The following is an 11,958-nucleotide window of genomic DNA, read 5'->3' as shown; positions in this document are numbered from 1 at the left end:
TCCTTGCGGCTACGCTGAGTTCTCCTGGTACCGTCAACCCCATTTTTATGAAATCGCTATACGCTCTTATCGTACTGATCATTATTACGGGCACTAATTTGCTGGCCCAGACAACTCAAAAAGGAAAGGCCAAAGTCATCAGAACGCTCATTGTCGACGGGCAGAATAACCACGAACAATGGCCTAAAATCACGTTTATGATGAAGCGTTACCTCGAGGAAACGGGTAAGTTTTCGGTCGATGTAAAGCGGTCTTATTATACCTGGAACGGCGCTGATCTGATTGAAAAATATAAGATTCCGGGGGTTCAAAACACCGTAGCGTTACCCAAAGCAAAAGCCGATTCCAGTTTCCATCCCGACTTCTCGAAGTATGATCTGGTCATCTGCAATTTTGGCTGGAATGCCGCTCCCTGGTCCGACGAGACGCAGGCCGATTTTGAAAACTTTATTAAAAAAGGGGGTGGGCTGGTTGTTGTTCACGCGGCAGATAACTCGTTTCCGATGTGGCCCGCCTACAACAAAATGATCGGCCTTGGTGGTTGGGGCGATCGTACCGAAAAAGACGGTCCTTTTGTGTATTACGACAATGAGGGAAAGTTAATTAGAGACCCGCAACCCGGACGTGCCGGATCGCACGGGGCGCAGAGCGAGTTTCTGATAACGGTTCGGGACGCGAACCACCCGATCACGAAAGGTATGCCCCTAACCTGGATGCATACAAAAGATGAGATGTATGATCGCCTACGCGGTCCCGCTGAGAATATGACGGTACTTGCAACGGCTTTCTCGTCTAAAGAGAACAAAGGTACCGACCGAAACGAGCCAATGCTCATGACCATTAATTACGGGAAGGGTCGAATTTTCCATACTCCTTTGGGGCACGTCGATTATTCAGTCGAATGCGTTGGCTTCATCACCTGTTTGCAACGGGGTGCTCAGTGGGCCGCCACTGGCAAAGTCGACATTCCGATTCCCACCGATTTCCCAACGCCAAACGCCACCAGTAAACGGAATTTCGTTGAGTAACAACGGTTGATAGGCTTTTTACAAGTCTGTTTTTTCACTTGCCGCACTTTCGGTCTATGCCCTCCCATAGAGTATACACACATTTTTGGGGCATCTTCGAAACTCCGTTAGGAGTGGCCTGTTGATAGAAGTCACAGAATTAGCAATACCTTGAAGCGCCGTAGGTGCGACCGATATGAACAAAATTAGGTCGCACCTACGGCGCTTGAGTCTCTTACTAAGCAACAATACCTATTGACAGGACGCCCCTACAGGGCTGATTAGCCATCGCCAGAAATGTACGTTTACTCTAGGCGTTCCCCATGTTGAGCGTAGTATTAACTACGTTCGTGTGTTATCCGGTCTCTGACCGGGGTGAAATAAGTTGGAAAAACCGGTCGGAGACCGAATAACACCACGGCGTAGTCCATAGACTACGCCGAACAAAGAGAACATTTCTGCAAAAAAGCTCCTTATCCTACTACAATAACGCTGTTTTTTTTACTTGCTGGCTGTGGTAGCTCCGAATATAGTCGCCGGGAGACATGCCTGCGATTTCTTTAAATTGACGATTGAAGTTTGACAGATTGGTGTAGCCGCAACTAAAGGCGATCTGGCTAATCGTTTGTTTAGATTCGCGCAAATGTCGACAGGCGTGTTCGATACGAACTTCGTTGAGCAAAGTCGAAAACTTTTTGCGGGTATGCTGTCGGAAAAAGCGACAGAAAGCGCCCGGCGTTAGATTCGCAATATTCGCCACATCTTCCAGCGAGATTGGTGAATCGTAACGCTCCAGAATATAGGAAAAAACCTGCTCCAGCCGACGGTGATCTTCAGGCCGCTGGGGTTGTTCGTAAGCCACGACCGACAATACCTCCCGAACCGGATTAGACGCCAGCGAGTCTAGTAAAGTCAACAAGCTCAGAAATTGTTCGAAGGGCCGAAGACCTGGAATGGCTGTTAGTTGTTCGACCAGTGGATGCCCTTCCCAACAACGCAAACGGACGCCATGCCTGGATTCCAGAAGCAGTTGATTCAGATGGCGGGTTTCGGGTAAACTTAAGACCGTCGACTCCAATTGCTCAGGACGAAAGAGGATCGAGACCGAGGTTGAACGTTGGGTCGCATCGGCCTGAAAATATGCCGGATCACTTCGTAGTACATGCGGCAGATTGGTACCCAGCATCAGAATATCGTAAGGCGCAAATCGGTCTATTTTATCGCCCACAATTAAGGTACCCTCCCCTGCCTGTATCAGCGTTAGTTGAATTTCCGGATGAAAGTGCAGATGCCCATAAAAATGCGCCAAATTATCCTGCTCAATGCGAAACGACCGATCATCGACAGTAGGAATTTTGAACAATAAAGGCTTCATCGGTATATTTTTTACAAATATACACGCACAAATGGCTGTTTTTAGCGAAAATAATACCATTTCAGCCACGTTGTACCGCTTGTGTCATGCTGATTCGTTACTCGTGGCCGAAGTATAATAAAGCCACGTATTGGGCTAACTCAGCCGAATGTAAAGTTAAAATCGCATCCTGTATAGTGTAGCCAATGTGTCTCGGTCAGCAATACTAGTTTTGATAGACAGAATCATCTGTCAGTTCAGACAATCGATTTTAACCAATCCCGACATTTCCTACCAGCATGACATCAACTACCTCTATGACCATCGATATACAAGATCAATATTTATTAGGACGCACGTCGGCTGAGTATCAGCGATTACGGGCCCAAGCCTTACTTTGGGAAGTGTCTACGGTACGGGCTCTTCAGGCCATTGGTATTCAGGAAGGTATGAATTGCCTGGAAGTGGGTAGCGGCCCCGGCGAAGTGATGCGCTTACTGGGAACAATGGTTGGGCCAGAAGGTCATGTAACGGGCATTGATATAGATGAGCGTCTGGGCGAAGAGTCCCTTCACATTTTAAAAACAACCATCGGTCCTCAGTTTAGCTTCCAGGCGCTCGATCTGGAAACCCTACCTACGCATTTACCCAATGCCCCTTACGACTTAGTTTATGCCCGGTTGACCATGATCCACCTCAACAATCCGGTAGCGGTATTACGGCATTTGTGGTCGTTCGTTAAACCCGGCGGCACGTTACTCATCCAGGATTATGACATGAGTTACGTCCATACATACCCGCCTACCTGGGCTACCGATGAATTTGAGCGGGTTTTGTTCCAGACATTTGACATCAGTGGAAAAGATTATCGGATGGGTAGTCGAATGCCTGGGTTATTTGTCGAAGCTGGAATTGGCGCCCCTACAAACACAGACATCTACGGCCTGATTGAGCCGTTTCAGAAAATCTACCCTATGCTGGTGGCTGTTTACAGGAGCCTGCTGCCTGCCGCCCTAAAAATGGGGGTTACTACGGAGCAACAAAGCAATCGTTTTCTAACTGAACTTGCAGAGCAGGCCCAAAATAGAACCTATTATACCGGCAGTTGGCCGCTGATGATTGCAACCTGGAAACAAAAAGTAGGGTAATTAATGTAGGTTTCGAGGTAGTACCTTTTTTGCATCCTCGGTCTATGTCCTCACAGAACGTGTATGCACATCTTTTTGGCCTGTTTGAAACTCCGTTAGGAGTGACCTGTTAATAGAAAAAAGAAGATTTCCCACACCCTAAAGCGCCGTAGGTGCGACCTATAGAGACAGAATTAGGTCGCACCTACGGCGCTTGGGGCTTGTAATCAACAATAATAACTATTGACAGGTCGCCCTTACCGGGCTGATTACTCTGCATCAGAAATGTGTGGAAGCTAGGTCTCTTCACAAAACACCTGCATGTCAGCCTAAGTCAAAGCGTTCTGTAAGGACACAGACCGAGGATTCGAAACAAAAAATAGATTAGCTAATGCAGGTCTAGAATCCAATTAATGCTTCCCATTTGACCGATCGACGCAGCTTGACAACGCTCGGTAGGTATGGTAGGCCGCTTTCCAGATATGGCCTTTATTGGATGTCTTCCGTTCGGGATCTTTGTCCAGTCCTTCTTCATACCATTCACCATACTGATGGTCGATCAAATAGGTCTGACAATATTGCCAGAGCAGTTTGTAATTCGCAAAATACTGCATAGGATCGTTGGGATACCGATCGGCCATCAACAGTAAGGTGTTCAACCCTTCGGCCTGCGACCACCAGTTTTTGCTGTCATCGATGATCGTCATACCAGGTTTGTCTTTGAAATAATACCCTTGATCGTAGAAACCGCCCACTTTTTTGTCCCAACCATTGGCTAATGCGTGATCAACCATGCGTTTACCCACTTGCAAGGTTTTCGTGTCATTTTTCAGGCCCAATGCGTGCGAAGCTTCCAGCATCAGGTAGGCCGTTTCTACATCATGGCCAAACGAAACATGGTCCAGGCTGCGGTGCTTAAGGACAACCGCTTCCGACGAGTCGCGAAACGAGACAGGCTTCCAGTCGGGTTGTAAAAACAGGATCAGATTGCCTTTGGGCGAGGTGATGACGTCGCGTACCAGGTGAAGCATTTCGTTCAGACGCTCCCGGACCAGTGGATCAGGCCACACCGCGTAGAGTTCGGTTAGAGCTTCCAGCAGGTGAATCGAACTGTTCTGATCTTTATAGCCCGTACTGGCCGTAGAGGGTGTAGATGCATCGCGTTTAAGGGGCGTACCATCTGGCGCTAAATCCTGAAAATACCCTTTGCGAATAGGATCATGGCTGTGTTTTTCCAGCCAGTTAAACGACTTTTTAGCCAGATTCAGTGCAGCCGTATCGTGCGACATATGGTAGTAAGCGCTTAAGGCATACAGTCCAAACGCATTTCCATACGCCACTTTGGTCGACGCATTCTTTGGGTTACCCTGCCGATCAACCAGCGTATAAAAACCGCCATGTTGTTTATCCCACATCTTGTCGCGCAGGAACAGGAAGCCGTGCCGTGAATTATCCTTGTAATAGGCGACATTGGGGTACCGCTCAGCCGCTTTAGCAGTTGTCCAGACGTGACGAGCCTGGGTCACAATCATTTTGTCCTGCGGCCCAGTGGGTTTGAAATCGTAAGTGAAGGTGCTCAGAAACCCCCCAAACTCCTTATCAACCGACTGCGGATACCATTTATTGAGCATTTCAGTCCGGATCGAATTTTCCATTTCGGCTGCAATGCGCTTTCGATCATCGCTCGTCTTCTGAGCCAGAGCCGATTGATGAAAGCTCATTATCAAACAAAGCAGATTAAAACTCAACAACGTGTTTTTCATGGTAAGTCCCAAGGTATAGTAGCTTAGGTTATTCTGAAAAGCCGTTTTGTTAGGCTAACCTACTTAAGCAATCACGGAGATTTAAATTGACCTATGTTTTGTGTGACTCCGATGGGGCAACTGCTTCAATAAAAAACATGAGTCATCCCGAATTTTGAGTCCATAAGTGGGTAAAGGCAATTCGGATGCGATAAAGCGGTGCTGAGGCTTCTCGGCACCGCTTTCCCGTTCGGTGGCAACCCATCCGCAAGAGTAGTTGCTGCCAGTGGCTAAGCTCAGCCCGTAGTAAGGAGAGTAAAAAGGCGTATAATAAAGCGACGATCATCATCAGCTTGAGCCGATTTTCCCAGAACCACAAACGAGGAGATTCTAAAGCCAGCTCCGATTTGGTATACCGAAAGGCTGTCTCAATCTGCCAACGACGGGCATAGGCAAACACCATTTGCCAAGCCGATTCCAGGGAATCAATGACCTCGTTAGTGAGCAAATACCAAGGCGTACGCCCCTTACCAGGCCGCGATACGATCAAATACAGGGGCACATCAGGGTAAGCCGGGTGCCGGACTGGCTGGTAAATAATACCCGTTTTTCGATGACACTTCTGAACCGCATCATAGACTAACCGATGATCGACCGACCGTTTGCCCCGCGTGATTTCCCAGGTCTTTATTGAATCACCCGCTTGATTGAGTAAGCGATAATGGGTTTGCCAGCGAATTAGTCCCTTCAGGTTGGCCGTCAATACTTTTCCTAACCAAGCCTGGGAAGCATAGCCTCTGTCGAAGACATGTAAGACGGTCTGACTAAAACGCTGGGTCAGCTCACTCAAGGTATCATCGAGCACATCCGTTCGCTGGCGAGCATGCTCCCCCCGTCTAGTCCACCACGCAAACTCAAACAGGCAAGGTGCTCCACTCGCACCCGCCAATAAAATGCCCAACCATTCTAGACCTGGGACACAAACCGGTTTACCATCCGGTGGATTGAAGTAGCCAGGTCGAATGCGCTTAAGTCGGCGAGCTTTACTACTCCGAACGGCCCCCAAATCCTCACTAGCCAGTGTCTCCGGCTTTTCCATCACACTCTCATCCGCACCGGCGGCCCGGCCAGAGCACCAACACGCGTTGTCCTTGTTGATGAAGTTGTTCATAAAAGGTTTGGGCTTTGGCACGAATACTTGTCTGGATCAGGGTATGACTCCAATAGGGGCATCGTAGCAAGTTAGAGATTCGTTTAGTACCCGCTGGGGCTTGACGGGCAGAGAGCAGATGTTCGCCTAATTCGCTCAATAGCAGCCCCTGATTTCGGTGCCGAAAGCGTAATAAGGTAATCAGAAGCTGGCTAAAGGTGCGTACTAGCCGCACATCTATCAAGGTCGTTAACTCCTTAACAATACTTTGGGTAAACTGGGTTAAGCGCTGTTGATAAAAAAGGCCCACTGATATTGGCCATTCTTGCTCAGAATTAGTTTGTTTTGCAGCAGTATTCATTAGAAAACCTCCTGTTTTGTAGTTTGGCGACCACAAAGTTCAGGAGGTTTTCGCTTGTTTAGTCAGACCCTAAAATTCGGGATGACTCATGTTACTTGTTAAGCGCTATGCAAAAACTCCATAATATCGCCGTCCTGCACGACGTATTCTTTCCCTTCAACTGCTAGCTTCCCGGCTTCCCGGACACCCGCTTCAGTTTTGAATTGCGAGAAATCAGGGAGTTTCATGACTTGTGCCCGAATGAATTTCTTCTCGAAATCGGAGTGGATAACCCCGGCAGCTTGAGGTGCTTTCCAGCCCCGGTGAATGGTCCAGGCACGAACTTCTTTTACACCGGCCGTAAAATACGTAATCAGACCCAGCAGTTTGTAAGAGGCTTTAATCAGCTTACTCAGTCCCGATTCGGTTAGGCTATATTCGCCCAGAAACAGTTCCCGTTCTTCGGGATCTTCCATTTCGGCAATCTGCGATTCAATACCTGCACTGATTACGATTACTTCCGCACCTTCGTCTTTTACGGCTTCCCGAAGGGCATCTGAATATTTATTACCTTCTGGTAATGAACCTTCATCCACGTTGGCCACGTAAATAACCGGCTTTATCGTGAGCAGGGAAATGTCGCCAATAGCTGCATCGCGCTCTTCAGGCGATAAGGGTACGGTACGGGCGCTTTTGCCTGCTTCTAGAGTCGTTTTGTATAGTTTCAGAATTTCCAGTTCTGCCTTCGCCTTGGCGTCGCCAACCTGAGCAGCTTTCGCAATTTTCTGAATTTTCTTGTCAACGGCTTCCAGATCTTTTAGCTGTAACTCAGCGTCAATAATTTCTTTATCTGAAATCGGATCAACTTTTCCTTCGACGTGAACGATGTTGTCGTCTTCGAAACAACGAATCACGTGCACAATCGCGTCGACTTCCCGAATATTGGCCAGAAATTTATTGCCCAAACCGGCACCCTGACTAGCGCCTTTCACCAAACCGGCGATGTCTACAAACTCGATGATTGTTGGCACCACCTTTTGGGGTTTTACCAACCCTTCGAGTGTATCCAGGCGTTCATCAGGTACGGTTACTACACCTACGTTAGGTTCTATTGTACAGAACGGATAGTTGGCTGCTTCGGCCTTTCCGCTCGAAATTGCATTAAACAACGTCGATTTACCTACGTTTGGCAAACCCACGATTCCACATTGAAGTCCCATAAATAATTTTGAATGAGTGAATGAGTGAATGAGTGAATAGCTGCTAATAGGTTATTTACTCATTCACTTATCCAAAATTCGCTCTTTGTTTTTTTGCAAAAATACAACTGCTATGTCGGACCACAAAAAAAGCCTTCGGCATTGGTGCCGATGGCTAACTGTAGTTTGTATGTAGTAAGAAGGTAGAGTCTAACTCATTCAGTAAACTTGTAAACCGTAACGGGGCCGCCCGCGCGGTCGTAAATCAAAACTCCCTTTATTCCCATTTGAGTTCGCTGGCGAAATCATCCTGTTCATCGCGTTCGCGTTGCGTAAACTGCGCAAAATCTACATCGGGCATGAGTTCGGTTTTTACATGCTCTACCGTTTCCTGTAAGGCTTCCACAAACTTGTCGAAATCTTCTTTGTAGAGAAACATTTTATGTTTCTCATAAACAAAGCCATCGCCCTGCGGATGTCGCCGACTTTCGGTAATGGTTAGGTAGTAATCGTTTGTACGGGTCGATTTAACGTCAAAAAAATACGTTCGTTTACCCGCCCGAACTCGCCTTGAATAGATTTTCTCCCGGTCTCTTTCGTCCACAATCAGTGAGGTTTAATAGGTTCACAAACGCTAAAGTACGGGCATTCAGGAAAGAACAAAAAGAAAGCGGATAAATATATTTTGGGGTAGAATAACCCCAAAACGAAAGGCAGTTGTGGAGGCTATTCCACACTTTTTTGGCTAAATGCTTGGTAGTTAAGTTGATCTATACTATCTTTGTTTTACAGGAATTGCACTTTTTGGGGGCGGATGGTATGAGTAAGTTGATCTTCATGCTATTCGTCTATTTTTTTCACGTAACCAAAAGCTGTATGAGTTTGATCATGTCTCTCATGTTGTTTTTTAGCAACATGAAACCGGCGGAGGCTCTTCCGAGCCTCATACAGAAAGGCAAAGCGTCTTTTTATTCCAAGAAGTTCAATGGTCGTAAGACCGCCTACGGTGAACGAGTTAATTCCGAAGTGCTTGCCGGTGCCCACCGTCACCTGCCGCTTAACACATTAGTCGAAGTAACAAATCTGGATAACCAACGATCAGTAATTGTACGAATCAATGATCGGGGTCCCTTTTCCAAAGGTCGTGTTATTGATTTGACTCATGCGGCTGCACATGCACTTGGCATGGTTTCTAAAGGAATCGCCAATGTATCGCTTCGGGTTGTTGGGAAGGGGAGTTCCATTGCGTTTGCTCCTTCTATATTTGATACCCCTATTGCTTACCAGCCCATGCTGGAACCCGTATTGTAACCTCCCTCTTAGGGTACATTAAACCGAACCGTTCGCCATTTCCCTGTGCAATTCCTGCCGGAAATGTCGAACGGTTCGGTTTTTGCGTTATGTTTAATAAGGGAATGAGCGAAAGAGTGAATGAGCGCAAGAGTGAAAATTATTGCGCCAGCTTTTCACTCTTGCGCTCATTCACTCTTTCGCTCATTAAATTCCATGAAACAACCGCTTAATCTAGGCCAGGTACGTTCATTTGGTAACGTCGAATTTCTAGCCCGCCAATTGGTCGAAGGGTTCATTACCGGCCTGCATAAATCGCCATTCCACGGTTTCTCGGTGGAATTTGCTGAACACCGACTCTATAACACGGGTGAGACTACGCGGCATATTGACTGGAAGGTATTCGGCAAGACCGAAAAACTGTTTGTCAAACGATATGAGGAAGAAACAAATCTGCGCTGCCACCTACTGATTGATACGTCGTCGTCGATGTATTATCCAGAAGCCACTTATGGGAAGATGACCTTTAGTGTCATGGCTGCAGCTTGTTTGGCGTATATGCTACAGCGTCAGAAAGACGCCGTGAGCTTGACAACATTTGCCGATCAGATTGATTTGCAGACGCCTACCAAGTCGACGCCATCGCATGTCCATAAACTCTTTACGCAATTGGACTTGCTGATGCAGCAACCCAAACCCTTACGTCGAACGTCGGCTGCGGATGTGATTCATCAGGTTGCCGAGAAAATCAACAAACGGTCGCTAGTGGTTATTTTTAGCGATATGTTCGACAATAGTGAAAAGGCCGATGCGCTTTTTTCGGCTTTGCAACACCTGCGTCATAACCTGCACGAGGTGCTACTGTTTCACGTTACCGACAAGAAAACCGAAGAGGACTTTGCATTTGACGAACGCCCTTACGAATTTATTGATCTTGAAACGGGCGAGAAAGTAAAACTTCAACCAGGGCAGGTTCGGGAAACCTACCAACAAGCTGTAAAAACGTATTTTCAGGAACTGAAGATGCGTTGTGGTCAATACAAAATTGATTTTATCGAAGCGGATATTGACCAGGGCTTCGATCAGATTCTGACGTCGTATTTAGTGAAACGGACGAAAATGAAGTGAAGTAACGTGGACCTCTGGTCCGCATAGCCGAAGGCTAAGTTGCAGTTATGTAGTTAACCTTAACAAAGTTAGCCTTCGGCTATGCGGACCAGAGGTCCACGTTACTTGTTACTTCTTCACACTTGCCTTGGCATTCGCTGGTGCTACAGCGGCAGGTTTTTTAGCAAGCTGAGCGGCTTGTTGCCGTTTGTGGAATAACATGAAATCTTCCATTTGCTCAACGGGTAGTTTACGCGCAATAATTTTCTTGTTTTTGTCGAGTATGTAGATGGTTGGGGTCGTCCAAACATCGTATTGATGGCGGTAATCGGTGCGATAGCTGAAGTCGTAGCCGTTGATGGCATTACCAAGTTTGAACTCTTTGATAAACTTCTTCCAGTCTTCAGGGCTTTGGTCAATGGCAATTGCCACAACCTCAACACCTTTTCCTTTATAGTCGTCGACAAACTTCTTCACCTTAGGCGCGCTCTCGCGACAGTGACCGCAGGTTGGTGAGTAAAAGAATACAACAGTATAGTCGGCTTTGATGGCTGAGAATGCAATGGGCCGACGGAGCGTATCGCTAATGACGGGCGAAGCCAAGATTTTACCCACCAGATTGGGTTTCATGGTGGCCACTCGTTCACCAATACTTTTCAGTGTCGACGAATCCGACACGGTCATGATTCCTGTTTTGTAATACTTCTCGAACATGTGGACAAATAGGCCATCTGTTCCCATTACTTTGGGTTGCTCATACTGACTCGTGATGTAGTAGATAGTATAGTACTTTACTTCAGTATTCTTGCCGGCAATGGCCTTATTAACCAGGAAATCGGCTTCTTTAATTAATGAGTCAGGAGTCTGAACCGTCAGTTCCTTAATGTAGCGCTCAATTTTCTGTTGTAAGAATGGGGTTCGCACAAAGCGCTCATCGGCGAAGTCGAAATCATCCCAGAAATGGTTTTTGAAATAATTGAATACCCAAACAGAATCAGGGCGACCATTTGACGCCTTAGGAGCAGGTGGTACTTCGGGCTCGGCAGTAGCTTTAAATAATTTAGCGGCAAACGTAGTTGGATTATCTTTCATAAACTGGATACGATAATCATTCGCTTGCTTTTGCAGATCGCCCATCTGCTTATTGAACATAGCTTTCGAAACGTCATCCGTACGAATCTTTTTCTGAATATTCAGCGCCTGAGCTTCATCTGATAATTTGCTGAGCTGTTGCTGATAGGCATAGAACAGTTCATTTTCTTTCGAACCCGTCACCTTCATGTCTTTAATCATGTTGGTTGTATCGGTTTCAAACGAAAATTGCTGATCGTCGGTAATTAATAGTTGGAGGTATCCTTTTTTAGGAACTACAACGAGAAATAAACCCTGGGGTAAGCTTTTATTGCCTTCGAACACCATATTTCCGGCGGCATCTACACGGGCTGTGTCTTTGGGAATGTACTGGGTTGAGCCGAAATAATGAGCCAGTACGCAAGTTGTATCTTTCAGACCTTTTATCTGGCCTGTAATCCGAAAACCGGCAGATGGAGTTTCAGCGGTTGATTGTGCGCTGGCAGCAGGTAGCAAAAGCACACCAAGCAGAGCAGTCAGCAGGAGGTTTTTCATGTATGGAAGTACGTAT

The 11,958-nt window shown here is 46.8% G+C and carries 11 protein-coding genes; 4 read left to right on the top strand and 7 right to left on the bottom strand.

Annotated elements, in window-relative coordinates:
- Window positions 1-47: 47 nt before the first annotated feature.
- Complete coding sequence (locus tag H3H32_RS22315) at window positions 48-1,028, top strand: ThuA domain-containing protein (protein WP_182457828.1); 981 nt, start codon at window positions 48-50, stop codon at window positions 1,026-1,028.
- Between the two features lie 460 nt (window positions 1,029-1,488).
- On the opposite strand, the gene H3H32_RS22310 is transcribed toward H3H32_RS22315, so the two are convergent.
- The gene (locus H3H32_RS22310) at window positions 1,489-2,382 is read right to left on the bottom strand and encodes an AraC family transcriptional regulator (protein ID WP_182457827.1); all 894 of its coding nucleotides are present in this window, start codon (window positions 2,380-2,382) and stop codon (window positions 1,489-1,491) included.
- A 278-nt stretch (window positions 2,383-2,660) separates the two neighbouring features.
- Here H3H32_RS22310 and H3H32_RS22305 point away from each other — a divergent pair, with 278 nt between their 5' ends.
- Window positions 2,661-3,509: a methyltransferase domain-containing protein gene (locus H3H32_RS22305; RefSeq protein WP_182457826.1), complete on the top strand. Its 849-nt coding sequence runs from the start codon at window positions 2,661-2,663 to the stop codon at window positions 3,507-3,509.
- A gap of 389 nt (window positions 3,510-3,898) precedes the next feature.
- Here H3H32_RS22305 and H3H32_RS22300 read toward each other — a convergent pair whose 3' ends face one another.
- From H3H32_RS22300 to H3H32_RS22285, 5 genes are all read right to left on the bottom strand, one after another.
- Window positions 3,899-5,209, bottom strand: a complete 1,311-nt coding sequence (locus tag H3H32_RS22300; protein ID WP_240543457.1) for an AGE family epimerase/isomerase — start codon at window positions 5,207-5,209, stop codon at window positions 3,899-3,901.
- 184 nt (window positions 5,210-5,393) lie between these two features.
- Window positions 5,394-6,401, bottom strand: a complete 1,008-nt coding sequence (locus H3H32_RS22295) for a transposase (RefSeq protein ID WP_240543456.1) — start codon at window positions 6,399-6,401, stop codon at window positions 5,394-5,396.
- Window positions 6,337-6,741 (bottom strand): hypothetical protein, encoded by a 405-nt coding sequence (locus tag H3H32_RS37585; protein ID WP_240543455.1) that lies wholly within the window; start codon window positions 6,739-6,741, stop codon window positions 6,337-6,339. Before H3H32_RS37585 ends, H3H32_RS22295 begins: the two co-directional genes overlap by 65 nt.
- A 98-nt stretch (window positions 6,742-6,839) precedes the next feature.
- Window positions 6,840-7,940 (bottom strand): redox-regulated ATPase YchF, encoded by a 1,101-nt coding sequence (ychF, locus tag H3H32_RS22290; protein WP_182457824.1) that lies wholly within the window; start codon window positions 7,938-7,940, stop codon window positions 6,840-6,842.
- 256 nt (window positions 7,941-8,196) lie between these two features.
- On the bottom strand, window positions 8,197-8,523 hold the full coding sequence (locus H3H32_RS22285; protein ID WP_182457823.1) for a DUF3276 family protein: 327 nt from the start codon (window positions 8,521-8,523) through the stop codon (window positions 8,197-8,199).
- Between the two features lie 272 nt (window positions 8,524-8,795).
- Here H3H32_RS22285 and H3H32_RS22280 point away from each other — a divergent pair, with 272 nt between their 5' ends.
- A complete protein-coding gene (locus H3H32_RS22280) occupies window positions 8,796-9,230 on the top strand; it encodes a septal ring lytic transglycosylase RlpA family protein (protein ID WP_182457822.1) in 435 nt (144 codons plus the stop codon).
- Window positions 9,231-9,425: 195 nt separating this feature from the next.
- Complete coding sequence (locus H3H32_RS22275; RefSeq protein WP_182457821.1) at window positions 9,426-10,337, top strand: DUF58 domain-containing protein; 912 nt, start codon at window positions 9,426-9,428, stop codon at window positions 10,335-10,337.
- Window positions 10,338-10,445: 108 nt separating this feature from the next.
- Here H3H32_RS22275 and H3H32_RS22270 read toward each other — a convergent pair whose 3' ends face one another.
- Window positions 10,446-11,942 carry a TlpA family protein disulfide reductase gene (locus H3H32_RS22270; protein ID WP_182457820.1) on the bottom strand — a complete coding sequence of 499 codons (1,497 nt, stop codon included), beginning with the start codon at window positions 11,940-11,942 and terminating at the stop codon, window positions 10,446-10,448.
- Between the last annotated feature and the right edge of the window lie 16 nt (window positions 11,943-11,958).

The organism is Spirosoma foliorum, assembly GCF_014117325.1.
GTDB lineage: Bacteria > Bacteroidota > Bacteroidia > Cytophagales > Spirosomataceae > Spirosoma > Spirosoma foliorum.
This window is presented reverse-complemented; position numbering and strand designations above follow the sequence as displayed.

What these genes read in the sequence shown, in the direction of transcription:
- H3H32_RS22315 (WP_182457828.1), top strand. Translation starts at nt 48, where the DNA reads ATGAAATCGCTATACGCTCTTATCGTACTGATCATTATTACGGGCACT.
- H3H32_RS22310 (WP_182457827.1), bottom strand. Translation starts at nt 2,382, where the DNA reads ATGAAGCCTTTATTGTTCAAAATTCCTACTGTCGATGATCGGTCGTTT.
- H3H32_RS22305 (WP_182457826.1), top strand. Translation starts at nt 2,661, where the DNA reads ATGACATCAACTACCTCTATGACCATCGATATACAAGATCAATATTTA.
- H3H32_RS22300 (WP_240543457.1), bottom strand. Translation starts at nt 5,209, where the DNA reads ATGAGCTTTCATCAATCGGCTCTGGCTCAGAAGACGAGCGATGATCGA.
- H3H32_RS22295 (WP_240543456.1), bottom strand. Translation starts at nt 6,401, where the DNA reads ATGAACAACTTCATCAACAAGGACAACGCGTGTTGGTGCTCTGGCCGG.
- H3H32_RS37585 (WP_240543455.1), bottom strand. Translation starts at nt 6,741, where the DNA reads ATGAATACTGCTGCAAAACAAACTAATTCTGAGCAAGAATGGCCAATA.
- ychF (WP_182457824.1), bottom strand. Translation starts at nt 7,940, where the DNA reads ATGGGACTTCAATGTGGAATCGTGGGTTTGCCAAACGTAGGTAAATCG.
- H3H32_RS22280 (WP_182457822.1), top strand. Translation starts at nt 8,796, where the DNA reads ATGAGTTTGATCATGTCTCTCATGTTGTTTTTTAGCAACATGAAACCG.
- H3H32_RS22275 (WP_182457821.1), top strand. Translation starts at nt 9,426, where the DNA reads ATGAAACAACCGCTTAATCTAGGCCAGGTACGTTCATTTGGTAACGTC.
- H3H32_RS22270 (WP_182457820.1), bottom strand. Translation starts at nt 11,942, where the DNA reads ATGAAAAACCTCCTGCTGACTGCTCTGCTTGGTGTGCTTTTGCTACCT.